23 protein-coding genes are annotated in these 24648 nt (G+C 71.2%); 17 read left to right on the top strand and 6 right to left on the bottom strand.

Annotated features, from left to right (window positions below):
- Positions 1 to 27 precede the first annotated feature (27 nt).
- Complete coding sequence (locus ACRX5W_RS07900) at positions 28 to 378, bottom strand: HesB/IscA family protein (RefSeq protein WP_436787224.1); 351 nt, start codon at positions 376 to 378, stop codon at positions 28 to 30.
- Positions 379 to 634: 256 nt separating this feature from the next.
- Here ACRX5W_RS07900 and nadA point away from each other — a divergent pair, with 256 nt between their 5' ends.
- Positions 635 to 1831 carry a quinolinate synthase NadA gene (nadA, locus tag ACRX5W_RS07895; protein ID WP_436787223.1) on the top strand — a complete coding sequence of 399 codons (1197 nt, stop codon included), beginning with the start codon at positions 635 to 637 and terminating at the stop codon, positions 1829 to 1831.
- Between the two features lie 163 nt (positions 1832 to 1994).
- On the opposite strand, the gene pspAA is transcribed toward nadA, so the two are convergent.
- A complete protein-coding gene (pspAA, locus tag ACRX5W_RS07890) occupies positions 1995 to 2273 on the bottom strand; it encodes a PspA-associated protein PspAA (protein ID WP_436787222.1) in 279 nt (92 codons plus the stop codon).
- Between the two features lie 2 nt (positions 2274 to 2275).
- Positions 2276 to 3112, bottom strand: coding sequence for a PspA/IM30 family protein (locus tag ACRX5W_RS07885; RefSeq protein WP_436787221.1), 837 nt, complete (start codon positions 3110 to 3112; stop codon positions 2276 to 2278).
- 298 nt (positions 3113 to 3410) lie between these two features.
- Here ACRX5W_RS07885 and ACRX5W_RS07880 point away from each other — a divergent pair, with 298 nt between their 5' ends.
- From ACRX5W_RS07880 to ACRX5W_RS07870, 3 genes are all read left to right on the top strand, one after another.
- Positions 3411 to 4001 (top strand): DUF3043 domain-containing protein, encoded by a 591-nt coding sequence (locus ACRX5W_RS07880; protein WP_436787220.1) that lies wholly within the window; start codon positions 3411 to 3413, stop codon positions 3999 to 4001.
- Between the two features lie 312 nt (positions 4002 to 4313).
- The gene (locus tag ACRX5W_RS07875) at positions 4314 to 5090 is read left to right on the top strand and encodes a class I SAM-dependent methyltransferase (protein ID WP_436787219.1); all 777 of its coding nucleotides are present in this window, start codon (positions 4314 to 4316) and stop codon (positions 5088 to 5090) included.
- 22 nt (positions 5091 to 5112) lie between these two features.
- Entirely contained in the window at positions 5113 to 6111 is a 999-nt protein-coding gene (locus tag ACRX5W_RS07870; RefSeq protein WP_436787218.1) for an aldo/keto reductase family protein, read from the top strand.
- A 93-nt stretch (positions 6112 to 6204) separates the two neighbouring features.
- Here the strand turns inward: ACRX5W_RS07870 and ACRX5W_RS07865 are convergent, their stop codons facing one another.
- Complete coding sequence (locus tag ACRX5W_RS07865) at positions 6205 to 6408, bottom strand: hypothetical protein (RefSeq protein ID WP_436787217.1); 204 nt, start codon at positions 6406 to 6408, stop codon at positions 6205 to 6207.
- Between the two features lie 168 nt (positions 6409 to 6576).
- Between ACRX5W_RS07865 and ACRX5W_RS07860 the strand changes: the two genes are divergently transcribed.
- The 4 genes from ACRX5W_RS07860 (at position 6577) to ACRX5W_RS07845 (ending at position 11863) form a co-directional block, all read left to right on the top strand.
- On the top strand, positions 6577 to 7890 hold the full coding sequence (locus ACRX5W_RS07860) for a bifunctional adenosylcobinamide kinase/adenosylcobinamide-phosphate guanylyltransferase (protein WP_436787216.1): 1314 nt from the start codon (positions 6577 to 6579) through the stop codon (positions 7888 to 7890).
- A 314-nt stretch (positions 7891 to 8204) separates the two neighbouring features.
- Positions 8205 to 9374 (top strand): nicotinate-nucleotide--dimethylbenzimidazole phosphoribosyltransferase, encoded by a 1170-nt coding sequence (cobT, locus tag ACRX5W_RS07855; RefSeq protein ID WP_436787215.1) that lies wholly within the window; start codon positions 8205 to 8207, stop codon positions 9372 to 9374.
- Between the two features lie 25 nt (positions 9375 to 9399).
- Positions 9400 to 10182 carry an adenosylcobinamide-GDP ribazoletransferase gene (locus tag ACRX5W_RS07850; protein ID WP_436787214.1) on the top strand — a complete coding sequence of 261 codons (783 nt, stop codon included), beginning with the start codon at positions 9400 to 9402 and terminating at the stop codon, positions 10180 to 10182.
- A 166-nt stretch (positions 10183 to 10348) separates the two neighbouring features.
- Positions 10349 to 11863 (top strand): leucyl aminopeptidase, encoded by a 1515-nt coding sequence (locus ACRX5W_RS07845; RefSeq protein ID WP_436787213.1) that lies wholly within the window; start codon positions 10349 to 10351, stop codon positions 11861 to 11863.
- Positions 11864 to 12204: 341 nt separating this feature from the next.
- On the opposite strand, the gene ACRX5W_RS07840 is transcribed toward ACRX5W_RS07845, so the two are convergent.
- Positions 12205 to 12510, bottom strand: coding sequence for a hypothetical protein (locus ACRX5W_RS07840; protein WP_436787212.1), 306 nt, complete (start codon positions 12508 to 12510; stop codon positions 12205 to 12207).
- Between the two features lie 252 nt (positions 12511 to 12762).
- On the opposite strand from ACRX5W_RS07840, the gene lpdA reads away from it, so the two are divergent.
- The 4 genes from lpdA (at position 12763) to ACRX5W_RS07820 (ending at position 18548) form a co-directional block, all read left to right on the top strand.
- On the top strand, positions 12763 to 14151 hold the full coding sequence (lpdA, locus tag ACRX5W_RS07835; RefSeq protein ID WP_436787211.1) for a dihydrolipoyl dehydrogenase: 1389 nt from the start codon (positions 12763 to 12765) through the stop codon (positions 14149 to 14151).
- Positions 14152 to 14204: 53 nt separating this feature from the next.
- Positions 14205 to 15992, top strand: a complete 1788-nt coding sequence (gene sucB, locus ACRX5W_RS07830) for a 2-oxoglutarate dehydrogenase, E2 component, dihydrolipoamide succinyltransferase (RefSeq protein WP_436787210.1) — start codon at positions 14205 to 14207, stop codon at positions 15990 to 15992.
- Between the two features lie 155 nt (positions 15993 to 16147).
- Positions 16148 to 17050 (top strand): TIGR01777 family oxidoreductase, encoded by a 903-nt coding sequence (locus tag ACRX5W_RS07825; RefSeq protein ID WP_436787209.1) that lies wholly within the window; start codon positions 16148 to 16150, stop codon positions 17048 to 17050.
- A gap of 190 nt (positions 17051 to 17240) precedes the next feature.
- Entirely contained in the window at positions 17241 to 18548 is a 1308-nt protein-coding gene (locus ACRX5W_RS07820; protein ID WP_436787208.1) for an NAD(P)/FAD-dependent oxidoreductase, read from the top strand.
- Between the two features lie 257 nt (positions 18549 to 18805).
- Here ACRX5W_RS07820 and ACRX5W_RS07815 read toward each other — a convergent pair whose 3' ends face one another.
- Positions 18806 to 20179: a regulator gene (locus ACRX5W_RS07815; RefSeq protein WP_436787207.1), complete on the bottom strand. Its 1374-nt coding sequence runs from the start codon at positions 20177 to 20179 to the stop codon at positions 18806 to 18808.
- A 472-nt stretch (positions 20180 to 20651) separates the two neighbouring features.
- On the opposite strand from ACRX5W_RS07815, the gene ACRX5W_RS07810 reads away from it, so the two are divergent.
- From ACRX5W_RS07810 to ACRX5W_RS07790, 5 genes are all read left to right on the top strand, one after another.
- Positions 20652 to 21347 carry a hypothetical protein gene (locus ACRX5W_RS07810; RefSeq protein WP_436787206.1) on the top strand — a complete coding sequence of 232 codons (696 nt, stop codon included), beginning with the start codon at positions 20652 to 20654 and terminating at the stop codon, positions 21345 to 21347.
- A gap of 41 nt (positions 21348 to 21388) precedes the next feature.
- Positions 21389 to 22174, top strand: coding sequence for a lipoyl(octanoyl) transferase LipB (lipB, locus tag ACRX5W_RS07805; protein WP_436787205.1), 786 nt, complete (start codon positions 21389 to 21391; stop codon positions 22172 to 22174).
- 140 nt (positions 22175 to 22314) lie between these two features.
- Positions 22315 to 23298, top strand: a complete 984-nt coding sequence (gene lipA, locus ACRX5W_RS07800) for a lipoyl synthase (protein ID WP_436787204.1) — start codon at positions 22315 to 22317, stop codon at positions 23296 to 23298.
- A gap of 241 nt (positions 23299 to 23539) precedes the next feature.
- Positions 23540 to 23827 carry a hypothetical protein gene (locus tag ACRX5W_RS07795; RefSeq protein ID WP_436787203.1) on the top strand — a complete coding sequence of 96 codons (288 nt, stop codon included), beginning with the start codon at positions 23540 to 23542 and terminating at the stop codon, positions 23825 to 23827.
- 95 nt (positions 23828 to 23922) lie between these two features.
- Entirely contained in the window at positions 23923 to 24609 is a 687-nt protein-coding gene (locus ACRX5W_RS07790; RefSeq protein WP_436787202.1) for a DUF4191 domain-containing protein, read from the top strand.
- The last annotated feature ends 39 nt before the right edge of the window (positions 24610 to 24648 follow it).

Genomic DNA, 24648 nt, shown 5'->3' with positions numbered 1-24648 from the left:
CGGGACTCGCTCCCGCAGCCGGCGCAATCAGCTGAACGAGTCGCCGCAGGCGCAGGAGCCGGCCGCGTTCGGGTTGTCGATCGTGAAGCCCTGCTTCTCGATCGTGTCGACGAAGTCGATCGTCGCGCCGCCGAGGTACGGAACGCTCATGCGGTCGGTGACGACGCGCACGCCGCCGAACTCCTGGACCGAGTCGCCGTCGAGCGAGCGCTCGTCGAAGTAGAGCTGGTAGCGCATACCGGAACAGCCGCCCGGCTGCACCTGCACACGCAGCGCGAGGTCTTCGCGCCCCTCCTGCTCAAGCAGGGCCTTGACCTTGGCCGCGGCCTCATCGGTGAGGATGACGCCACTGGTCGTGGTCTCGTCCTTGACCGTCATCTGGAAGCTCCCACGTGGTGGTTCGGTGCTGGATACGGCTGTCACCGTCGGCAACGCAAGGTGGCCTGGGTTCTATTCCGGGCCCGATCGGTTCATGTCCGACGGGTTCATGGTCGCATACCACGGCCACGCCGGAACGTACCGGGCGCTGTGACCCGCGTCGCGTGCAATGTGATGCATGTCGCCTGCGGCACCCCGGCTCTCGTCAATCCGACGACATCGGGGTAGGATACATTGCGTCAGTTAGACGAAAAGGATGTGCGACGTGACCGCGACCAACGATCTGGACCTGCCGCCGGGCGTCGAGGCGACGCCGCTCGCCCTGCTCCTGCTGGGCCGCGGCGCCGACCCGTACAGCGAACGCGGCGTCGAGTGCCCCGGCGACCTGCCGAGCCCGGCGGACCCCACGCTCGTCGCACGCGCGCGGGCGGCCAAGGCGAAGCTCGGCGATTCGGTCTTCATCCTGGGCCACCACTACCAGCGCGACGAGGTCATCCAGTTCGCCGATGTGACGGGCGACTCGTTCAAGCTGGCACGCGAGGCCGCGGCGCGCCCCGACGCTGCGTACATCGTCTTCTGCGGCGTGCACTTCATGGCGGAGAGCGCCGACATCCTCACCAACGACGCGCAGCAGGTCATCCTCCCCGACCTGGCCGCGGGGTGCTCGATGGCGGACATGGCGACGTACGACCAGGTCGAGGAGTGCTGGGACGTCCTGACCGACGCCGGCATAGCCGACGTGACGGTGCCGGTGTCCTACATGAACTCCTCCGCCGACATCAAGGCCTTCACCGGCCGCCACCACGGCACAATCTGCACCTCGTCGAACGCCAAGCGCGCGTTGGAGTGGGCCTTCGAACAGGGCGAGAAGGTGCTGTTCATGCCCGACCAGCACCTCGGCCGCAACACCGCGGTGCTGGAGATGGGCTTCTCGCTCGACGACTGCGTCGTCTACAACCCGCACAAGCCGGGCGGGGGCGTGACCCCCGCGCAGCTCCGCGCCGCCAAGATGATCCTGTGGCGCGGGCACTGCTCGGTGCACGGGCGCTTCAACCTCGAATCGGTCGAGGACGTGCGCTCGCGCATCCCGGGCGTCAACGTCCTGGTCCACCCCGAGTGCAGGCACGAAGTGGTCACCGCGGCCGACTACGTCGGCTCGACGGAATACATCATCAAGACCCTCGACGCGGCCGAGCCGGGGTCGTCGTGGGCCATCGGCACCGAGCTCAACCTGGTACGCCGCCTCGCCGCCGCACACCCGGACAAGCAGATCGTCTTCCTCGACAAGACCGTGTGCTTCTGCTCGACCATGAACCGCATCGACCTTCCGCACCTCGTCTGGGCGCTGGAGTCGCTGGCCGACGGCGGCAAGGTCGTCAACCGCATCCAGGTCGACCCGGAAACCGAGAAGTTCGCCAAGCAGGCCCTCGACCAGATGCTGGCACTGCCGTAACGCCCCGGCCCCCGCGCGGAGTTCGGGGCGGGTCCGCCAAGGCCGGCTCCGTGTGAAAGCGGCCACGACGAAACGGCACGACAAAACCAAGGCGGGACGTTCGGGGAGGGGGCGCCCCTGCGTTCCTCGCCTTGGCTGGGGTGTCGGATCCGGGCGGGAAGTGTCAGCCCGGGATCAGGCCGCCTTCCTTGAAGAGTTGGCGGACGTCGTCGACGTTGGCGTCCGCCGCGGGCAGGACCAGTTCGGAGGGGACCAGCACGTCGTCCGGCACCGCGGTGCCGACCTCGCGAATGCGGTCGAGGAGGGCGACAAGCGCGGTGCGGAACGCCGGTTCGTCGTCGGCTTCGACGGCTGCCTCGACCTCGTCGTCCAGCAGGGACAGCGCGGCGAGATGAGCGTCGGCGACGTCGAGCTGCCCTTCGCCCATGATGCGGACGATCATGGCTACTCCCCTTGTTTCTCGAATCGGGGCTGGTACTGCGCGTCGCCCTGCTGCGACGGTGTACCGGGCGCAGCCTGCCCCGGGCCGAGCGCCTGCTGCCCGCCCTGGCCGAGTGCCTGCGGCGCCGGTGCGGGTGCCTGGCCCAACTCCTGCTTCATGCGCATGATTTCGAGCTCGACGTCGGAGCCGCTGGACAGCCGCTCCAACTCGGCGGTGATGTCGTCCTTGGCCATGCCGGTCGGGTCGTCGAGCGCACCGGACGCCAGCAGTTCGTCGATCGCGCCGGCCCGAGCCTGCATCTGCGCGGTCTTGTCCTCAGCACGCTGCATCGCGAGGCCGACGTCCGCCATCTCCTCCGAGATGCCCGCAATCGCGCCGCCGATGTTGGCCTGCGCCTCCGATGCGGTGTACGTCGCCTTGATGGTCTCCTTGCGGATCCGGAACGCGTCGACGCGCGCCTGGAGCCGCTGCGAGGCCAGCGTCAGCTTCTCTTCCTCGGACTGGAGCTGCTCGTACTGCAACCGCATGTCGGCGATCTGCTGCATGATGCCGCTGCGCCGGGTGAGCGCCTCGCGCGCCAGATCCTCGCGGCCCAGGGACAGCGCCTTGCGGCCCTGGTCCTCGTGCTTCGCCGCCTGCTGTTCGAGCTGCCGCAACTGGAGTTCCAGGCGCTTGCGGGACGTCGCGACGTCAGCGACCCCCCGGCGTACCTTCTGCAGGAGCTCAAGCTGCTTCTGGTACGAGTAATCCAGCATCTCGCGCGGATCCTCGTACTTGTCGAGCGTTTTGTTCGCCTTGGCGCGGAAGATCATCGCCATCCGCTTCATGACGCCGGTCATGCCCGCACCTCGCTACGCTCGGCGCCGCATTCGCGAAACGCATCCGGGTTGTCGATTCGTTCGCATCGCGTGCTCATGAGCCTCGCGCGCCCCCTTCGTAGGCAAGCTTGTGGCCTGTACCAGCCTAAATGGCGAATGGACCTTCCGGCAGGAGGGCAGTCCATCAGGCGCCCCATCCGTCCCACCGCCAACTCCCGCCGGGCACAACCCGGGACACAACCCGCCGCGGACGCCGTGCCGTTCGCCGCCGGGGCCGGGGCCGGTCCACGCGTGCGGAGCGAACACGTACGCTGGAGACGTGTTCAGACGTCGTTCGCAGGCAGAGTCCGCGCCCCCCGAGACGGTCGCCATCGAGGCAGAGGTCCGCGACCCCGAGGCCCCGAAGGGCCGCCCCACGCCCAAGCGCAGCGAGGCCCAGGCCAACCGCAAGACGCGCGTGACGCCTCCCAAGGACCGCAAGGAGGCCGCGCGCGTCGCCCGGCAGCGGGCCCGGGAGGACCGCGAGGCGCAGCGCACCGCGCTGATCACCGGTGACGAAAGGTCGCTTCCAGCACGCGACAAGGGGCCGGTACGCCGGTTCTGTCGCGACTTCGTCGACTCCCGCATCAGCGTCGCGGAGTTCTTCCTGCCCTCCGCGGTCCTGATCCTCATCATGAGCATCATGCCGAGCACGGCGATCAAGAATCTGTCTTTGCTCGCCTGGCTGGTCATCATCGTGTTGATCATGCTGGACTCGGTGCGGCTGAACCTCACGCTCAAGAAGCAGCTCCGGCAGCGGTTCCCGGACGAGAACTTCAAGGGCTGCACGCCGTACGCGCTCATGCGCTCTCTGCAAGTCCGGCGCCTGAGACTGCCGAAGCCGCAGGTCAAGCGCGGCGAAAAGCCGTAGGGGTCACGCCCGTCCGCACTTGGGGCGGGCATACCGCCGTGTCCCGCACCGGACTTCGGAAACCAATCGAACCCGTCCGATCACGCAGAAGCCACGTCGAGCGAGTCCCGCAGGCCCTGCGCGGGCCACGGACTTGCCGCCACCTACGCACTGTGCCCACGCGAACACGCTTCGGCAGAGCGGGTGCCCGTTTGTCCTTCCACACCCGCCCGCGCGGCGCACCGGACCGCACCGCGAACCGGAATGCGCCGCCCTGCCGCACAGCAGCCCGATTCCTCCCGGCCCCAGGGCCGGGGTTTCCTCGGAGGTACGATGACGTCCGCCCTGCATGAGGCGACCACCTGGCCCGCGGATCTGCACACCAGCGTGCAGCGCGAGATCGCGTCCCGGCAGCTCGCCGAGCACCTGGCACGCCTGCGGCAGCGAGGCCCGCTGAAGGTCCTCGACGTCGGCTGCGGCCCGGCCACCCCGTCGCTGCTGCTCGCCCGCGCCGGACACCTGGTCACCGCGGTGAGCACCGACACCCTTCAGTTGACCGCGATGCACGAGGAGGTCGCGGGCGAACCCGAGGAGATCCGCTCGCGGCTGCGGCTCGTCGAGGGCAACGGCAGCGAGGCCGGACGGCACTTCGCGCCGGGCAGCTTCGACCTCGCCTTGTGCCATGGCGTCCTGGACGCCGCCGCCGAACCCGACGGCATGCTCGCCGCGCTCGCCCGCATCCTCAATCCCGGCGGCCTCCTGTCCGTCACCGCGGCCAACGGAGCAGCCGCCGCGCTGGCGCCCGGCGTGGCGGGTGAGTGGACCGCGACGCGGAAGGCGCTCGCCGCACGGTCGGTCGGCGCCACGGACGCGATGCGCACGGACTCCCCCGAGAGCCTCGGGACGATGCTCGCCGACCTGGGCGCGCCGGTGCTCGCGTGGTACGGCGTCGGTGTCTTCAGCGCACTGCGCGGCGACGAGCCGGCTCCGCGGCGCGGGAGCAAGACGTGGCAGAACCTCATCGCGGTCGAGGAGGAGGCGGGACGCGTCGACCCGTACCGCGGGATCGCCTCCGTGCTGCACCTGGTGGGTGAGAAGACCGTCCGCTGACGCCCGGATTAGGGTGGGGCGCATGGAGTTCAGACACCTGGGCCGCAGCGGTCTGGTCATCAGTGAGATCGCGTACGGCAACTGGCTCACGCACGGTTCGCAGGTCGAGGAGGACGCCGCACTCGCGTGTGTGCGCGCCGCCCTCGACGCCGGGATCACCACATTCGACACCGCGGACGTCTACGCCGAGACGCGCGCCGAGGCCGTCCTCGGACGAGCGCTGAAGGGCGAGCGCCGCGAAGGCCTGGAGATCTGCACGAAGGTCTATTGGCCCACCGGGCCGGGCCGCAACGACCGCAGTCTGTCGCGCAAGCACATCATGGAGTCGATCGACGCGTCGCTGAAGCGGCTCGGCACCGACTACGTGGACCTCTACCAGGCCCACCGGTTCGACCAGTCGACTCCGCTGGAGGAGACGATGGTGGCGTTCGCCGACGTCGTGCGCTCCGGAAAGGCCCTGTACATCGGCGTCTCGGAGTGGAACGCGGAGCAGATCCGCGCGGGCGCCGAACTCGCGCGCGAACTGCGCGTGCCGTTCATCTCGAACCAGCCGCAGTATTCGATGCTGTGGCGCGTCATCGAGTCCGAGGTCGTCCCGGCGAGCGAGGAGGTCGGGCTCGGGCAGATCGTGTGGTCGCCGATCGCCCAGGGTGTGCTGACCGGGAAGTACCGGCCGGGCCACCCGCCGCCGGCGGGGTCGCGTGCCACCGACGACAAGGGCGGCCAGAACTTCATCGCCCGGCACATGACTGACGAACTGCTCACCGCCGTCCAGGCTTTGCGTCCGCTCGCCGACGAGGCCGGGCTGACGATGGCGCAACTTGCGGTGGCGTGGGTCCTGCAGAACCCCAACGTCTCGGCGGCCATCATCGGGGCGTCCCGCCCCGAGCAGGTCGCGGAGAACGTCAAGGCCGCGGGTGTGAAGCTGGACGACGAGCTGATGACGAAGATCGACGTGATCCTGGAGCCGTTCGTCGAGCGGGATCCGGCGGAGACGAAGTCCCCGGCCGGGCGCCCCTGACAGCGAGGTCCGGCGGCGCGGTCCGGGGCAACCGGGCCGCGCCGGGCGGACGTCGCGGGCGCGATGGCGAGGCAACAGGCGTGCGGGCGATGGCTATTCGGCGGCCCGCAGGCTCATCGCCGCGTAGACGACGTCGTCACCCTCCAGCAGCGTGACCTGCTCCACGCCGGCGTCCAGCAGCCCCCGCCAGTTCTCGCCGAGCCATGTCTCCGCGTCCGACTGATTCGAGAACTCCTCGGACTTCGGGCCGGGAACGGGCACGCCGTCCGCGTTCTCATACCGCCACTGCCACATCATCGCGGGCTCCTTCGTCGGTTTGCGCCGGACCGCATCGCTGCCCGGTCCTCGTCGGACCTTCGATCACTTCGGCTCTTGAACGGTCCGCACAGTAGCCGACCGGGGACCAACGGACATTCTGTCGATATTCCACACCGCCGTACCAGTTCGGGAGTAGCGCAGCACACCATGGAGTTGACGTTCCTCGGCACGGCCGGCCCGCGCGGCTGGCCCCAGCCGTTCTGCATCTGCGCGTCCTGCCTGGGCTGCACCGGATCGGCGGTGCGGGAACCCAGTTGCGTGTTGGTCGACGGGACGCTGCTGATCGACTGCGGCCCCGAGCCCGCGCACGCCGCCGCCCGCGCGTCACGGCCGTTGACGGGGGTGCGCCACCTGCTCCTGACCGGCCCGGCCGAGGCCGCTCCCCTGGCGTGGCTGCCAGCCGCCGGACTCGAACTGGTCGCGGCACCGTCCGGTCCGCCTGCGGGGCTGCCGGCGCCGACCGCGGGCGGCCCGCCGTGGCAAACGGTCGAACCGGGCGCGGAGTTCGCGGTCGGTGCGCACCGAGTCCGGGTGCTGCCGGGAGGTTCGCCGGGCCGGGTCGCGTACGCGGTGACCGGGCCGGGCGGCTCGCGGCTGCTGTACATACCGTCGTCGCGCCTCGCCCCCGAGGCCGACACCGCGCGCTCGTGGGCGGACGGACGGCCTTACGACGCGGTGCTGTTGGACGTCGTCGCCTGGCCGGAGCGCCTGGCCGCGCTGCGCCGCGAGGGCGCGGTGACCGAGGAGACCGACGTACTCGCCGTGCATCTCTCGCACGAGGCCCCTCCCGGCGAGGAGTTGACGCGGCGGCTGGCCGCGTGGGGGGCGCGGGCGGTCGCGGACGGCGGTGTCGTACGCCTCGGTTCCGACCCCGACCCGCAACCGGTGCGCCCCCACCGGACGTTGGTGCTCGGCGGCGCACGGTCCGGCAAGTCCGTGGAGGCCGAGCGCCGCCTGGCCGCCGTCCCGGACGTCCTGTACGTCGCGACCGGCGGCACACGCGACCGCGACCCCGAGTGGGCCGAGCGCGTGGCCGCGCACCGCGACCGCCGCCCGGCGACGTGGAGCACCGCCGAGACCACCGACCTGGCGTCCTTGGTGACCACCGCGACCGTGCCGCTCCTGGTGGACTGCCTGTCGCTGTGGCTGACCGCGGTGATGGACGAATGCAACGCGTGGGACGACGACGCGTGGCAGGCGAGCGCCCGCGAGGCCGTCCGCAAGCGGGTCGACGAGCTCGCCGCCGCGTGGCGGGGCTGCCGCGTACCGCTGGTCGCCGTCAGCAACGAGGTCGGCAGCGGCGTGGTCCCGGCGACCGCCTCGGGCCGCCGCTACCGCGACGAACTCGGCCGCCTGAACGCCGCCGTCGCCGAGGAGTCCGACGAAGTGCTGCTCGTCGTCGCGGGTCAGGCACTCACACTGCGCGGACTGCCGAGGAAGCCGAGGCACGCGCGGAACTGAGCGGACGGGCGACGGGAGTTCCCGGGCGAGGCGGCCCTGCGGTTGCCCGAACCGGTAGCAGCGCGTTCGTACGCCGCCACGACCGCCACCGCCTTGGCCGTTCCGTCGATGCGACGCCCGCGAGCGAGCCTTGCCGTCACCTCGACCCTTCGTCCGTGCAGCCGTTGCGGGACGGCCGTGGAATCTGTCGGCGCGCTCTCACCTTGGGGCGTCCCCCATCGCCCGACCGCCGGCCGGTGTCGCGGTCGCGCTCCCCGCCGGGTGCCGGACTGCGGCTCACGCACCGGATCGGCCACGCATTACGCTGACCCGCGATGGCTATCGATCTCGACTCACTTTCCGGCCTCGTCACACGCCCCGACGACGAGGCGCGCGCCCGTCTGCGGGCTCGGCTGGCACGGCAGGCCGGGGCCTCGGGCGCCTTCGGGCGGCTGGAGGACGTCGCCGTGTGGCTCGCCGGCGTCCAGGGCGGCACGTCGGTGCGCCCGATCGCCGCGCCGCACGTCGTGGTGTTCGCCGGCGACCACGGGATCGCCGCGAAGAACGTGTCGGCCCTGCCTGAGGGACACACCGCCCGGGCGGTGCGCGAGGCAGCCGCCGGCGGTGGCGCCGCCGGGCTGCTGGCCGGGTTGTCCGGCGCCCCGGTGCGCGTGGTCGACATCGCCGTCGACACCGATCCCGAGCTGCTGCCCGCCGCCGTCACACGGCACCGGGTGCGGCGGTCCAGCGCCGGCATCGACCGCGGTGACGCCGTCTCGACCGCGCAGGCGGAGGAGGCGTTCCGGGCCGGCATGGACGTGGCCGACGCGGAGATCGACGGCGGCGCCGACCTCCTCGTCGTCGGTGACATCGGCGTCGGCAACACGACGGTCGCGGCGGTGCTCATCGCCGCGCTCACCGGCATGGACGCGGCGTCCGCGATCGGGCGCGGGTCCGGCATCGACGACGCCGCCTGGATCCGCAAGTGCGCCGCGATCCGCGACGCGCTCCGGCGGGCGCGGCCAGTGCTCGGCGAGCCGCTGCGGCTGCTCGCGGTGTCGGGCGGCGCGGACTTCGCCGCGATGAGCGGCTTCCTGCTCCAGGCGGCGATCCGTCGTACGCCGGTACTGCTGGACGGCGTTGCCTCGGCAGCCGCCGCGCTGGTGGTGCAGCGCATCTCGTACCGCAGCCCCGACTGGTTCCTCGCCGCCCACCTCACGCCGGAGCCGAGTCACGGCAAGGCCCTCGACCGCATGGCCCTGGAACCCCTGCTCGACTACAAGCTGCGGTACGGCGAGGCCACGGGCGCGCTGCTGGCCCTGCCGATCGTGCGGGCCGCGGCGTGCCTGGCCGCCGCGCTTCCCGACGCCGAAGACGCCAAGGACACCGAAGACACCGAAGACACCGACGGCGATCATGCGGCGCCCACACCTGTCATGTCGCTGACCAAGGACGCGCCGGCGGACGCCCCCGGCGGCAACGGCCACGCCGGCTCCGAGGATTGAAGGCCACACCCATGAACGCCTCCCGGTGAACGGCGCGGCCAGGTTCGACGGTCTTCGCCTCGCGTTCGGCACTCTGTCGGTGCTGCCGGTGCGCGTCCCGCACGTGGACCGGGCCGTGGCGGCGCGCGCGATGGCCACGGCCCCCCTCGTGGGCGCGGTCGTCGGCGGGCTCGCGGCCGGGGTCCTGGCGCTGGCGTCGTACGCCGGGGGTGGTCCGCTGCTCGCGGCGGTGCTCGCGCTGGGCGCCCTGGCGCTGCTCACCCGCGGACTGCACCTCGACGGGCTGGCGGACGTTGCCGACGGCCTCGGCTCGGGTCGACCCGCGGAAGACGCCTTGCGCATCATGAAGGCCTCCGACATCGGCCCGTTCGGGGTGCTCACTTTGGTGTTCACCCTGCTCGCGCAGACGGCCGCGCTCGCCCAGACGGGAGCGCGGCACGGAACCGGCGAGGCGGTGGCGGCCCTGGTGGTCGCGGTGGTGTGCGGGCGCGTCGCGATCGGGTTCGGATGCCTGCGCGGCGTGCCGAGCGCGCGCCCGGGCGGCCTGGGGGCGATGGTGGCCGGAACTCTGCGGCCGGTGACGGTGGTTCTTCTCGTGCTCCTGCTCGCGGCGTCGGCCGCCGGTGTGGGTGCGGCGACCGAACTTGGAGTCGTACGGGCGCTGTTGTCCGTCGTTGTGGCGCTGGGCGCGGCAAGCGCCCTGCTGTGGCACGTGGTTCGTCGCATCGGCGGCATCACGGGAGACGTGCTCGGTGCGGTGGCCGAGACGGCGACGGCGGCCGCGCTGGTGGTCCTGTCCACGGGCTGAGACACGCCGCGCGAGGACATGTAATGCTGTGGGGATACGCCGGGATCCGGCAGTTCCCCGGCATCCCCCCGGCACCTTCGGGGAAGGCCGCGACACGACATGGGTTTCGCTGCGCGGTTCGCCGGAAGATCGGCGAGAAGAGCCACAAGAGGAGAACAGGACACTCGTGACCACACTGAGCCTGAGCACCAGCTCGGCGGCCTCCCTGCGCGCCGACGCCATCGTCATCGGTCTCGTCAAGGGCGCCGACGGCCCGGTCGTCGCCGCGGGCGGCGAGACCGTCGAGACCGCGTTCGACGGCGCGCTGGCCTCGGTCCTCGAAGCACTCGGTGCCACCGGCGCGGAGGGCGAGACCACGCGCGTTCCGACGGCGGTGGGCGCGGGGTCGCTGAAGGCCCCCGTGGTCATCGCGGTCGGTGTCGGAACGGTCGCGGACGACGGTTTCGACCACGAACAACTGCGCAGGTTCGGCGGCAACACGGCACGCGCGGCGACAGGCCTGAACAAGGTGGGTGTCGCGCTCGCCCTCGATGACCCGGCGTCCGTGGAAGCCGTCGCGCTGGGCGCCGCGCTCGGCGCGTACATCTTCGACACCTACCGCGAGAAATCCCTGGAGGGCCGCAAGGCCGCGGTCAAAGAGGTCGTGCTGCTGGGCGCGAAGGCACGCGACAAGGCCGCCAAGGCGGCGCTGGAGCGCGCGCTCGTCGTCGCCGAAAGCGTCAACCGGGCCCGTGACCTCGTCAACACCCCGCCCAACCACCTCAACCCGAAGTCCTTCGCGGCGATCGCCGTCGACCTGGGCAAGAACTTCGGCTTCAAGGTCGATGTGATGGATGAAAAGGCGCTGGCGAAGGGCGAATTCGGCGGCATCCTCGGGGTCGGCCAGGGCTCGCAGCACCCGCCGCGCCTGGTACGCCTCGGCTACACGCACCCCGACGCCGAACGCAGTATCGCGCTGGTGGGCAAGGGCATCACGTACGACTCGGGCGGTCTGTCGCTCAAGCCCCCGGGGTCCAACGAGACCATGAAAATGGACATGGCCGGCGCCGCCGCCGTGCTCGGCGCGGTCGCCGCTATCGCCCGCCTCGACCTCGCGGTCAACGTCACCGGCTGGCTCGCTCTGGCGGAGAACATGCCCTCCGGTACCGCGACGCGCCCCGGCGACGTCCTGCGCATGTACGGCGGTCGCACGGTCGAGGTGCTCAACACCGACGCCGAGGGCCGCCTCGTGCTCGCCGACGCGATCACCCGGGCGTGCGAGGAGGACCCGGAGAAGCTCGTCGACGTCGCGACGCTGACCGGCGCGATGATGGTCGCGCTCGGCAACAAGACGTTCGGCATCATCGCCAACGACGACGACTTCCGCACCGCCGTCCACGACGCGGCCGAGCGCACCGGCGAGCCTTCGTGGCCGCTGCCGACGCCCGCCGAGCTGCGCCGGTCGCTCGACTCGACGGTCGCCGACCTGAAGAACATCGGCGAGCGCATGGGCGGCGGCCTGTCGGCCGGCATCTTCCTGCGGGAGTTCGTTGCCGAGGGCGTCTCGTGGGCACACCTCGACATCGCGGGCCCGGCGTTCAACGAGGGCGAGGTGTCCGGCTACACCCCGAAGGGCGGCACGGGCGTCGCGGTGCGCACGCTGGTGCAGCTCGCGGCCGACGTCGCCGACGGGACGATCTGACACCGGCGCGACGGGCCGGGGCACCCGCTCCCCGGCCCGCGCGCTCGGCATCGCGTGGGTGAGCCGGCGAGCCGCGTGGTCGATCGACTCACCGCCTGCGCCGAGGGCGCCGGCATCGAGTGCCCGAATGCGGATTCGCGTATACGGGACTTCCGCAACCGCAACCGCCCGCCTGAGCCGCCTGAGCCGCCGCAGCCGAGGCTCGGCACCGAGGCACCCCGAATGCGGCTTCGCCCATGCGGACTCTCGCAACCGCAACCGCCCGCCTGCGTCCGCTCCGGACGACGGACTCGTCCCGCCCGGGGCCCGCGCCAGGTCCGCTGCCCGGGCCTGGGGCGCCGTCAGCCGGTGCCGCGGTTCTTCTGCGTCCACTCGCGCATGCGCTGCGGGTAGCCGACTATGCCGGCCTCGTACAGCGGTATGCCGAGCTTGCGGGCGAGCGCGCGCCCGGCGTCGGGGTCCGCTATCGGTCGCCGCGTCCATTCGCCGGTGTCGGCGACGAGCACGATCGTCGTGCCGCTCACCGTCGTGGTCGGTTCGAGATACGCCTCGACGCCCCGGCGGCTGCGCGCGAACTCCTTGAGGTGTTCGACAGCCGCGCCCGCCTCACTGCGCCGCGCGCGCGAACCCCGTCGGAACAGTCCCACGTCCGGTCCCTCCCTCGGCCGATCCTCATCTCGGTCGCCCCAGGGTCGGCGCGCCGTGGCTGAACAGCTTGTCGGTGTGCCTGTGGCACAGGCAACACACCACCGGAACGAGCCGCGCGCACCCGCGGTGCCGTCCCCCCTGCAACAAGTGGGAGGATGTTGTACCGGCACTCAGGCCCTTCCACAAGAAGGGGGTGCGATCCCGGCGCATCAGCCGGGTGGGCACATGGCATACCAGCAGGAGGACGTGACGTGGCGAAAGACGCCGGAGCCGTTTTCGATGTAGTGATCCTCGGAGGCGGAAGCGGCGGCTACGCCTGCGCGCTTCGCGCCGCGGAGCTGGGGATGCAGGTCGTGCTCATCGAAAAGGGCAAACTCGGCGGTACCTGCCTTCACCAGGGCTGCATTCCGACGAAGGCACTCCTGCACGCCGGCGAGGTCGCGGACCAGACCCGCGAGAGCGCGCAATTCGGCGTCATCTCGAAGTTCGAGGGCATCGACATCGCGGCGGTGCACAAGTACAAGGACGGGGTCATCTCCCGTCTGTTCAAGGGGCTGACCGGCCTCATCGCGAGCCGAAAGATCACCGTGGTCGAGGGCACCGGCCGCCTCGTCTCGCCGACCGCCGTCGAGGTCGACGGCACGCGGTACGAAGGCCGCCACGTCGTGCTGGCCACGGGCTCGGTGCCCAAGTCGCTGCCCGGCCTGGAGATCGACGGCAACCGCGTCATCAACAGCGACCACGCCCTGGTCCTCGACCGTGTGCCCGCCTCCGCGGTGATCCTGGGCGGCGGCGTCATCGGCGTGGAGTTCGCCAGCGCCTGGAAGTCGTTCGGCGTCGATGTGACGATCGTCGAGGCGCTGCCCCACTTGGTCCCGGTCGAGGACGAGAGCAGCAGCAAGCTGCTCGAACGCGCGTTCCGCAAGCGCGGCATCAAGTTCGAGCTCGGCGCGCGGTTCAGCGGGGTCGAGTACACCGACACGGGCGTGCGCGTCTCGCTGGAGAACGGCAAGCAGGTCGAGGCCGAGCTGCTGCTCGTCGCGGTCGGCCGCGGCCCCGTCTCCGCGGGCCTCGGCTACGAAGAGGCCGGCATCGCGATGGACCGCGGCTACGTGCTCGTCGACGAGTACTGCCGAACCAACGTCCCGACCGTCTCCGCAGTGGGCGACCTCATCCCCACGCTGCAGCTCGCCCACGTGGGCTTCGGCGAGGGCATCCTCGTCGCCGAGCGCATCGCGGGTCTGGGGGTCGCGCCGATCGACTACACCGGCGTGCCGCGTGTCACGTACTGCGACCCGGAGGTCGCGTCGGTCGGGCTCACCCAGGCGCAGGCCACCGAGCGGTACGGCGCCGACAACGTCGCGCTGCTCGACTACAACCTCGGCGGCAACGGGAAAAGCCAGATCCTCAAGACGGCCGGCTCGGTCAAGGTCGTCTCGGTCAAGGACGGCCCCGTCGTCGGCATCCACATGGTCGGCGCCCGAATGGGCGAGCTCGTGGCCGAGGCCCAACTCATCTACAACTGGGAGGCGCTGCCGTCCGAGGTGGCGCAGCTCATCCACCCGCACCCGTCCCAGTCCGAGGCGATCGGCGAAGCCCATCTGGCCCTCGCCGGCAAGCCGTTGCATGTGCACGACTGACGCGCCCCTGCCGACACTTTTGCCCGGAAGCGTACGAAGGAGTCACTGACCCCATGCCGGTCTCTGTAACACTGCCCGCGCTCGGCGAGAGCGTGCAGGAGGGCATCATCACCCGCTGGCTCAAGCGGGAGGGTGAGCGCGTCGAAATGGACGAGCCGCTCCTCGAAGTCTCGACCGACAAGGTCGACACCGAAATCCCGGCGCCCGCCGCCGGCATCCTCATGTCCATCAAGGTCGCCGAGGACGACACCGTCGAGGTCGGCGCCGAGCTGGCGATCATCGACGACGGCTCGGGTGCGGCAGCGGCCCCGGCCGCGCCCGCCCAGGAGGCCCCGGCGGCGCCCGCGCCCGAGCCGGCTCCGCAGCCCGCCGCACCGGCGCCCGCGCCGGCCGCCGAGGCACCCGCTCCCGCCGCCGCACCGGCTGCGCCCTCGGGCGGCGACGCGCAGGGCACCCCGGTGCTGCTGCCGGCGCTCGGCGAGAGCGTCCAGGAAGGCACCATCACGCGCTGGCTCAAGCAGGTCGGCGACACCGTCGCGGCCGACGAGCCGCTTCTCGAGGTCTCGACCGACAAGGTCGACACCGAGATCCCCGCGCCGGTCGGCGGCGTCGTGCTGGCGATCAGCGTCGCCGAGGACGAGACGGTCGAGGTCGGCGCGCAGCTCGCGGTGATCGGCGCGCCCGGAGCCGCTCCGGCGGCTGCCCCGGAACCGGCGCCCGCTGCTGCTCCGGCCGCGGCTCCCGCGCCTGCTGCCGAACCGGCCCCCGCACCCGCACCCGCGCCGGCCCCTGCACCGGCTCCGGCACCCGCTCCGGCCCCGGCCGCTGCTCCGGCACCCGCTGCTCCGGCACCCGCCCCCGCTCCGGTGGCCGCCGCCCCGGCTGCTCCGGCGCCCGCGCCCGCTCCGGCGGAGGGCGAGGCCGCGTACGTCACGCCGCTGGTCCGCAAGCTGGCCGCCGAGCACAACGTGGACCTGTCCACCCTGAGCGGCACCGGCATCGGCGGACGCATCCGCAAGCAGGACGTCCTCGACGCCGCGCGCCGGAAGGCCCCGGCCCCGGCCGCCGCACCCGCCGCCGCGCCCTCCGCGCCGACGACGCCCGCGGTCGAGCCGTCCGCGCTGCGCGGCCAGACCCTGCCGATGACCCGCATCCGCAAGGCGATCGCCAAGCACATGGTCGACTCGCTCGCGGTGTCGGCGCAGCTCACCACCGTGGTCGAGGTCGACGTCACCAACATCATGCGGCTGCGGGCCAAGGCCAAGGACGACTTCTTCGCGCGCGAGGGCGTCAAGCTGTCGCCGATGCCGTTCTTCGTCAAGGCCGCGGCCGAAGCGCTCAAGGTGCACGCGGTCGTCAACGCCCGGGTCAATGACGACGACACGATCACCTACCACGCGGTGGAGAACATCGGCATCGCCGTCGACACCGACCGCGGCCTGATGGTCCCGGTCATCCACGACGCGGGCGACCTCAACATCGCCGGCATCGCCAAGAAGACCGCCGACCTCGCGGCCCGCACGCGTGACAACAAGGTCAAGCCGGACGAGCTGGCCGGCGGGACCTTCACGGTGACCAACACCGGTTCGCGCGGTGCGCTGTTCGACACCCCGATCCTCAACCAGCCGCAGGTCGGCATGCTCGGCATTGGGGCGACGGTCCGCCGTCCGGTGGTCGTGAACCACCCCGACCTCGGGGAGACCATCGCGATCCGCGACATGGTGTACCTGGCGCTGTCCTACGACCACCGCATCGTCGACGGCGCCGACGCCGCGCGGTTCCTGACGGCGGTCAAGACGCGCCTGGAGGAAGGCGCGTTCGACGGCGACCTCGGTCTCTGACAGCGCGTCACGGGTGACGGCTGCACCTCCTCCGGAGGAACAGCCGTCCACGGCAAGGTGGTAGGTACGGAGGCGGCCCCGGCAACGGGGCCGCCTCCGGCCGTTCCGCGCTCGGCCGTCGCGCATCCGCCGCACGGCCGACGCCTGCGCGTAAATTGGCCGTCATGCGCATCGCCGTGGCGGGGTCGTCGGGTCTCATCGGTACTCCTCTCGTGCGCTCGCTGCGCGCGGACGGCCACGAGGTCGTACGTCTCGTGCGCCGCCCGCCGCAGGGTGCCGACGAGGCACGCTGGGATCCGGCCGCGGGCACCGTCGACGCGGATGCCCTGCGCGGGGTCGACGCGGTCGTGAATCTGGCCGGTGCGGGGATCGGCGACAAGCGGTGGACCGCCGCGTACAAGAAGGAGCTTCGCGACTCGCGGATTCTCGGCACCGCGGCGCTGGCCCGTGCGATCGCCGCCGCGGAGGCACCGCCCAAGGTGTTCCTGAGCGGCTCCGCGATCGGCTACTACGGCGACACCGGCGACCGGGCCGTCGACGAGACCGCGCCTGCGGGAGAAGGCTTCCTGGCCGAGCTGTGCGTCGAATGGGAGGCCGCGACGCTGCCGGCCGAGGAGGCCGGCGTACGCGTGGCACACCTGCGCACCGGCCTGGTCGTCGCCGCCGAGGGTGGCGCGTGGGGGCCGCTGATGCGCGCGTTCCGCCTCGGTGTCGGCGGGCGGCTCGGTGACGGGCGGCAGTACTGGAGTTTCATCTCGCTGCGCGACACGGTCGCCGCGATCCGGTTCCTGCTGGACGCCGAAAGCGTGCGCGGGCCGGTCAATCTGACGGCGCCCGACCCTGTGACCAACGCCGAGGTCACCAAGGCGGTCTCGCGTGCGCTGCGGCGGCCGGCGTTGTTCCCGGTCCCCAAGTTCGCCCTGCGCACTGTACTCGGCGGGCTCGCCGACGACGTGCTGTCGAGTCAACGCGCGATCCCCTCGGTCCTGCGGAACGCGGGGTTCGGTTTCGCCGATCCGACGATCGACCTCGCGTTGGCGGCGGCTTTGCGCAAATGACGGCTGCGCGCGGTGCGTCCGCTTTCGCACTTACCTGACGTAGTGTCAACGGCTTTACGTCTCTTGGCTGTTCGTATGCGCTTACCGGCCTTTCACGAGGGTGTACGGGCTTTCCGCGGTTTGCGTTGGGTATGACTCCAGGGCGAACGCGCGGCGTACGCGCCGCGCCCCGGCAACCCGAGGGGGCACCGTGGCCAAGGCACACCGCACCGATGTCATCGTCGTGGGGGCCGGTATCGCCGGACTCAGCGCCGCACACCGGCTGACCGCCGCCGGGGTCGACGTCACCGTGCTGGAGTCCGCCGACCGGCCGGGCGGGCGGGTCCACACGGATGTGGTGGACGGCTTCCGGCTCGACAACGGGTTCCAGACCCTTGCGACCGCGTACCCCCAGGTGACCACCCGACTCGACCTCGACCGACTGGATTTCCGGGCGTTCGCACCCGGCGTGCAGGTCGTCGGCGACGGCGGGCCCGGCACGGTCGTCGGCGGGCGGCGCACGAGCGTGCGGCGCATGGCGGACATCCGGCGCATGCGCGGCGCCCTCGGGGCACTGCGCGGCCCGGGCCCCGTCGACCGGGCCCGCGTGGCGGCCGCACTCAGCCGGGCCTCGGCTCTTCCTGTGGCGCGCATCCTCACCGCGCCCGACGTCGCGACCGCGGAGGCGGGCTGGCCCGCCGCGTTACGGCCGCTGCTGACCGCGCTGCTGCACGACCCCGAACTCGCCACGTCCCGCCGGTTCGCCGACCTGGTGCTGCGCTCGTACCTGCGCGGGCGAACGGGAGTGCCGGCGCTGGGCATGGGCGCGGTGGCCGAGCAGTTGGCGGCGGGGCTGCCACCGGGGACCGTGCGGTACGGCGTACGCGTCACCGCAATAGCCACCGACCACGTCAGCACCGACCACGACGGGGAGATACCCACACGTGCGGTGATCGTGGCGACCGACCCGACGACCGCGGTCGCGCTCCTTCCCGGCCTGCGGCGCCCGGAGTTCCACAGCGTCACCACGCTCTGGCACGTCGCCCCGGCCCTGCCCCAGGCCGACCCCGTCCTGGTCGCCGACACCACGCCCGCGGAACCGCTGACGCACACCGCGGTGATGACCGCGGTCGCGCCGACCTACTCACCCGACCACCGGGCACTCGTGTGCTCCACGGTGCTGGGCCACGACGGCACGGAGCCCAGCAGGCTCGAAGCGCTGGTCAGGAAACGCCTGTCCGCCATCCACCAGGTGGCGACACACGACTGGGAACACCTGACGACACGTCACCTGCCGCAAGCCATCCCGGTCGTGGAACCGGGCCACAATTTCCGGCGGCCGGTACGCGTACTCGCCGGGCTGTACGTGTGCGGCGACCATCGTGACTCCAGCAGCATCCAGGGCGCACTGGCCTCCGGCCGACGCGCGGCACGGTCCGCACTCGCGGATCTCGGCGCGCTGACCGCCTTCGCAAAAGGCGCCGCGCGGCAGAGCGGCGGGAAGGTGCCCGCAGCGTGACGGTCGGCGGCACACGGGCTCGGCTGCCCGTGCGCCGCACACCGTCACCGCACCGGGCTGCCGTCCCCTGCCGCCGGTCCGCACGCCGGGCCCGGCGGCCCTCCCAGGTCTGGCACCGCACCTCGCGGCGTTGCCGATTCCTCCTAGTACGACCGAGTACCAGTTCGGAACCGGCGCCCCCCCGATGCACGGCACGAAGGAAGGCCGTCCAGGCCCGGTGCGACGCGGCCCACCCGACGTGAGTTCGAAGACACGACCTAGGAGGCCGCGCACAAGAACTCGTCCGTCCGCTCGGCGAAGCCGCGTACCGCGGGACTGTCGCGGTAGGGGGTCAGGCGATGCGAGAACTCGCGTACGTAGTCCATCGCCCGCGCCGAACGCAGACCACCGGCGAACTCGGTCGCCTCCGCCTCGATTTCGCACGCCTGGTCGAGCTCGCCCAGACCCAGCAGGGCCGTTGCCAGCACCGTGCGGCAGAAGAGCATGCTGCGGGTGTACTCCGCATTGCGGAGCTCAAGTGAGCGTTCAGCGAACTCCCGTGCCCTGCGGTGGTCTTCCAGATCGCGGAAGCAGTGGGCGTGCTCGTCGGCCAATTGCGCCTCGTCGATGTAACGCGCCCAGTCCGGCTCCTCGCTCTCCGGACCGGCCTGCCCAAGCGCCTGCTCCGCCCGCCCGAGCGCGGCAACGCACGCGCGCGCGTCCCCCAACAACCCGTGCCCACGCGCCTCGACGGCGTGCAGCAGTACGCGTACGCGCGGCGTCGCCGCCGCCAGCGCACCCTGCTGCGCGACGCGGGCAAGCTGCACCGCCTCTCGCCCGTGCCCGAGATAGATGGCCTGCCGACTCATCGTCGTCAGCACGAAGGCACCCAACGCCCGGTCCCCGGACGCCTGCGCGAGCCGCAGCGCCTGGACGAAGTACCGCTGCGCCATCCCGTGCACGCCGGTGTCGTACGCCATCCACCCCACAAGCCGCGTCAACACCGCTGCGGCGGCGAAGAGTTCGCGCCCCACCGAGGCGCTGTAGCTGCCCCGCAGCATCGTGGCCACCTCGGTGTCGAGGTAACGCACCAACGCCTGCCGCGCATGGCCGCCGCCGAACGAGTTGTCGAGGCGGCGGAACGCCTCGCCCACCGCGCGGACCGCCTCCACGTCACCCGCACCCACACGCGCGCCGTCGGAACGCTGTGGATCCTCGTCGCCGGAGCCGATCAACCAGTCACGGCTCGGCACGACGAGCGCACCCGGTGTGAACGACGCCTCCGCCAACGCCGGCCGCTGCGCGCAGTCGGCCTGCCACATGCCGGACACGATCTCGACCGCTTCACCCGGCCCGGCGGCATACTCCAGGCCCGCGTAGTCGGGGCGGCAGCCGGCCATCCCCAGATCCTCGGCGGTGAGCTTGCGTGAGAGCCGCTGGGTGAACACCTCCGCGAGGAGCATCGGCACGATCCCGCGCGGGTGTTGGCCACGCAGCCAACGCGCCACCGAGGTCTTGTCGTACCGCAGGTCGAGGCCCTGCTCGGCACCGAGCTGGTCGACCCGTCGAGCGAGGCCGGCGTGCGAGAACCCGGCCTCCTCGACGAGCGCGGCCAGCCGGTGATTGGGGCGCCGTTCGGCCCTGGTGGTCATTCGTTTGCACGCCTCCCGCGGTCGTGTCGAATCGCGCGAGAATCTAGCGAGCGCGAGGACCGTCCCGATCCCGATGGCCGAAAGAATGACCCTTTCGGGTGACGCAGGGGAACAGGGTCGCCACGTGGCGCCACCCCGGCGTGTGATCAGCGCCTGCGCTACGGGCGTTTGACCCGTGAACACCCCTGCATGCCCTGTTTTCCCGGGAGTTCTCCCCCTGACAGCCCGAAGTGGAACACTGTTCCGTCCACATGATCCAGAGTCGGGCAACAGACAGCGCGCGGCTCTACGCTGTGGCCCCGGGGGGCGAGAACAAGTCACCAAAACCCGCAGGCAGGTGCGGACGTCTGGTGAAGTTCATGACGAGAGCGGGGGATTTCGCTTGGGCCGGCACGGCGACCGCAGAGCCGACAGCAAAGCCGAGAGAGGATCCGAACGCGGGGACGGCACCGCGGGCGGCGTGGCGCTGCCCTTGCTCGCCGCCGCGTTGGTGTGCCTGCTGGCGACGTCGGGCGTGTGGCTGTTCAGCAGCACGGGCGGCGAGGCGAAACAGAACGACACGGCAATCGGCCTGAACGTCCCGACCGGGGGCGTGGACATTCCGATGAACACGTCGTCGGAGGGGATGACGGGTCCGTCGCCGTCCGGCGCGGCATCACCGACGGCATCCGCCTCCGGCACCAAGGGGAGGACGACATCGCCAACTGCCTCGAAGTCGGAGTCGAAGTCCCCGACGGCCACGACCAGTTCAGCGCCGCCACCGCCTCCGCCACCGAGTCAGGCTCCGCCCCCGCCGCCCGCACCGCTTCCGTCGACGCCGACGCCGAGCGCACCCCCCGGCAAGTACGAGTCATCCGTCAACGCCGTCGAAAGTGACTGGTACAAAGTCACTTTCACGATCGACATCCAAAGCCCGCAGAATCCACCCACAGAAGGATGGAACGTCAGCCTCGTCAGCCTTCCCAACCGAGCCAAGGTCACCTGCTCAAGCAGCAGGACCGAAGTGGCCACATGCTCCGATAGCAGGAAGAGCGCGAACAGCATCGGCCCGATGCCGACGGGCACGGTTCGGGTGACTTTCACCATCGACTACAACTGGCGATCCGCGCCAGACGAGGTGTCGTACTCGTTCAACGGTGTGACGACCACAGTCTCCGTGCGCGACTGACCCGTCCAAGGGCCACCACCCCACCGCCGTACCCTTGACCCGTGACAGTCCTGGAATTCGTACACGCCGGCATCGGCACAGAAGCCGTCCCCTACGAACTCGCCTGGGAGCAGCAGCGCCGCCTGCACGCCGCTGTCGTCGCCGGTGAACGGCCCGACACCTGCCTCCTCCTCGAACACCCTCCCGTCTACACCGCCGGGCGCCGCACCGAGGACTCCGAGCGTCCCATCGACGGCACCCCTGTCATCGACGTCGACCGCGGCGGCAAGATCACGTGGCATGGGCCGGGCCAGCTCGTCGGGTACCCGATCGTGCGCCTGCCCGAGCCGGTGGACGTCGTCGCGTACGTGCGCCGGCTGGAGGAAGCACTCATCCGCACATGCGCCGGGTTCGGCCTGGAAACCACTCGCATCGAAGGCCGCAGCGGTGTCTGGGTCCTCGGTGACGAACTGCCGCAAACGAGTGCGGCGTCGGGGCTCACCCTCCGGCTCGATTCCCGGATCAGTGCCCCGGATCCACGCGCGCACCCGGAGTTCGACCCGCGGCTCGCCGGGCCGGAGTACGCGCCGTCCAACGCCGGCCAGCGGGGCGAGGACCGCAAGTTGGCCGCGATCGGGGTCCGTGTGTCGCGCAAGGTGACGATGCACGGCTTCGCGCTCAACTGCGACTCGGACACCACGTCGTACGACCGCATCGTGCCGTGCGGCATCCGCGACGCGGGCGTCTCGTCGCTGAGCCGGGAACTCGGGCGCCGGGTCACCGTCGCCGAGGTCATGCCTCTCGTGGAGCGCCATCTCGCGGAGGTGTTCGCACCGGTCGGTGTGTGAGCGGTGTCCGGTCAGCGTGCGGCCCGGCCGGGAATCACCTCGGGCGCTCGCACGTTGGCCGTACCAGGACGGTCGAACACAGGGGCGTACCCTGGAGTCACCGCCACCGAACGGCTACTCCTCCACACAAGGGAGCTCGCGTGTCCGCTGTCGCACCCGACGGCCGCAAGTTGCTTCGCCTCGAAGTCCGCAACGCCGAGACCCCGATCGAACGCAAACCTGCCTGGATCAAGACCCGCGCGAAGATGGGCCCGGAGTACACCGAGCTGAAGGGCCTGGTGCGGCGCGAGGGCTTGCACACGGTGTGCGAGGAAGCCGGCTGCCCCAACATCTACGAGTGTTGGGAGGACCGCGAGGCGACGTTCCTGATCGGCGGCGACCAGTGCACGCGGCGCTGCGACTTCTGCCAGATCGACACGGGCAAGCCCGCCGAACTGGACCGTGACGAGCCGCGCCGGGTGGCGGAGTCCGTACAGGCGATGGGCTTGAAGTACGCCACGGTCACCGGGGTCGCCCGCGACGACCTGTCCGACGGCGGTGCGTGGCTGTATGCCGAGACGACCCACCAGATCCACGCGCTCAACCCCGGCACGGGCGTCGAGCTCCTGATCCCCGACTTCACCGGGCAGCCCGACCAACTGGCCGAGGTGTTCTCCTCGCGGCCCGAGGTCCTGGCGCACAACATCGAGACGGTCCCGCGCATCTTCAAGCGGATCCGCCCCGGTTTCCGGTACGAGCGCTCGCTTCGGGTGATCACCGCCGCGCGCGAGGCGGGCCTGGTGACGAAGTCCAACCTGATCCTCGGCATGGGCGAGGAGCGGGCCGAGATCAGCCAAACGATGCAGGACCTCCACGACGCCGGGTGCGAGCTGCTCACGATCACGCAGTACCTGCGCCCGACCGTGCGCCACCACCCCGTCGAGCGCTGGGTGAAGCCGGAGGAATTCGTCGCGCTTCAGGAAGAGGCCGAGGACATCGGTTTCGCCGGAGTGATGTCCGGACCATTGGTCCGTTCGTCGTATCGCGCGGGACGGCTTTACCGGCAGGCCCTCGACCGGCGGGCGGACGGCAACACCGCAGGCAGTGACGCCGCGTCGCAGCCCGTAACCGCGACGCGCGGATGAAATCCTTGTTCACGGTGGTTTGACCCTTGTGTCATCCCCTGGTAACACAGGGTGGCGAGGGTAGAACACATCGGTTCTCCCCGAGCCTTCTTCAGTACAAGTTCTGATCACTTCAGAGCGCTGAGGCATCGGAATACCGGCACCACCCGGCACCGCTCCGGTGCCACGCACGTTCACGGCTTTGTTCGCACTCACCACGACCCGGGTACGCTGGGCGGCCCGGTGGAGGGGGACGACAGTCATGCAGGTCGGCAATGTTCCATTCGGCCGGATCACGCTGGGCAACGCCGCGGCGCTGCGCGGTGCGTTCGACCGGGGCGCTTCGGCCCGCAAGGCGACCGTCGGCGTGGTACTGCGCACCATGGAGTCGCTGATGACACTCCAAGGCGCGCAGCGCACGGCCCGGCGCAACGCGTGGGACGCGGTGTGCGACGACCGCCGCCGGGCGCGGGCCCGCGCGGAGGCGACCGTCATCCTCGAACGCCTCGCGGAGGCCGAGACGGCCCGGGTGGAGACCGTCAGCGTCTGACGGTTCCGGACGCCGCCGGGGACCGCCTCCGACCGGCGCATACCGGGAGCCCGGCCGCCGCCGCGCCGCCGTGTGCAATCGGTATCCTGTGCGACATGGCGAGCAAGGAATCATCGGAGAAGAGCGGCCGGCTGCAGCAGATCCGGCTCGCCTACAAGATGACCAAGAAGTCCGACAGGTGGATCGGACTCATCGTGGCGGCGTGGGGCCTCGGGGTCCTCGGGGTCTTCCTGGCGATCGGTTTCCTGATCGACCACCCGATCATCCTCGGCATCCTGGGCTTCGTCTTCGGACTTCTGGCCGCCGTGTTCGTCTTCGGGCGCCGGGCCGAGAAGGCCGTCCTCGGTGACATGGAGGGCCAGCCGGGAGCCGCCGTCGCCGTGTTGCAGTCGCTGCGGCGCGGCTGGGTCGTGACGCCGGCCGTCGCGGTCACCCGCAACCAGGACGTCGTCCACCGCGCGGTGGGCCAGGCGGGGATCGTGCTGGTCGGCGAGGGTCAGCCGACCCGGGTGGCGAACCTGCTGGCCGCCGAGAAGCGCAAGATGTCGAAGATCGCCGAGGGTGTCGTGGTCACCGACCTCGTGGTCGGCAACGGCGAGGGCCAGGTGCCGCTGCGCAAGCTTCAGTCGCGCGTGGTCAAGCTGCCGCGCACGATGTCGAAGAGCCAGGTCGCGCAGGTCAACGACCGGCTGCGGGCGCTCGGCAGCCTGCTGGACAACATGCCGGTGCCGAAGGGCCCGATGCCGCGCAACATGCGCATGCCGCGCGGCCCGCGTCGCTGACGCCCGCGTCACCCGCTCCCCCGACAGCTTCGGCGGTGG

Origin of the sequence: Yinghuangia sp. YIM S10712, from assembly GCF_051388935.1 — a bacterium.
In the GTDB taxonomy this organism is placed as follows: domain Bacteria; phylum Actinomycetota; class Actinomycetes; order Streptomycetales; family Streptomycetaceae; genus Yinghuangia.
Note: the sequence above shows the minus strand (reverse complement) of the source record. Positions and strands in the feature narration are given on the sequence as shown.

Coding starts and splice junctions, on each gene's coding strand:
- ACRX5W_RS07900 (WP_436787224.1), bottom strand. CDS start 378: ATGACGGTCAAGGACGAGACCACGACCAGTGGCGTCATCCTCACCGAT.
- nadA (WP_436787223.1), top strand. CDS start 635: ATGTGCGACGTGACCGCGACCAACGATCTGGACCTGCCGCCGGGCGTC.
- pspAA (WP_436787222.1), bottom strand. CDS start 2,273: ATGATCGTCCGCATCATGGGCGAAGGGCAGCTCGACGTCGCCGACGCT.
- ACRX5W_RS07885 (WP_436787221.1), bottom strand. CDS start 3,112: ATGACCGGCGTCATGAAGCGGATGGCGATGATCTTCCGCGCCAAGGCG.
- ACRX5W_RS07875 (WP_436787219.1), top strand. CDS start 4,314: ATGACGTCCGCCCTGCATGAGGCGACCACCTGGCCCGCGGATCTGCAC.
- ACRX5W_RS07870 (WP_436787218.1), top strand. CDS start 5,113: ATGGAGTTCAGACACCTGGGCCGCAGCGGTCTGGTCATCAGTGAGATC.
- ACRX5W_RS07865 (WP_436787217.1), bottom strand. CDS start 6,408: ATGATGTGGCAGTGGCGGTATGAGAACGCGGACGGCGTGCCCGTTCCC.
- ACRX5W_RS07860 (WP_436787216.1), top strand. CDS start 6,577: ATGGAGTTGACGTTCCTCGGCACGGCCGGCCCGCGCGGCTGGCCCCAG.
- cobT (WP_436787215.1), top strand. CDS start 8,205: ATGGCTATCGATCTCGACTCACTTTCCGGCCTCGTCACACGCCCCGAC.
- sucB (WP_436787210.1), top strand. CDS start 14,205: ATGCCGGTCTCTGTAACACTGCCCGCGCTCGGCGAGAGCGTGCAGGAG.
- ACRX5W_RS07815 (WP_436787207.1), bottom strand. CDS start 20,179: ATGACCACCAGGGCCGAACGGCGCCCCAATCACCGGCTGGCCGCGCTC.
- ACRX5W_RS07795 (WP_436787203.1), top strand. CDS start 23,540: ATGCAGGTCGGCAATGTTCCATTCGGCCGGATCACGCTGGGCAACGCC.
- ACRX5W_RS07790 (WP_436787202.1), top strand. CDS start 23,923: ATGGCGAGCAAGGAATCATCGGAGAAGAGCGGCCGGCTGCAGCAGATC.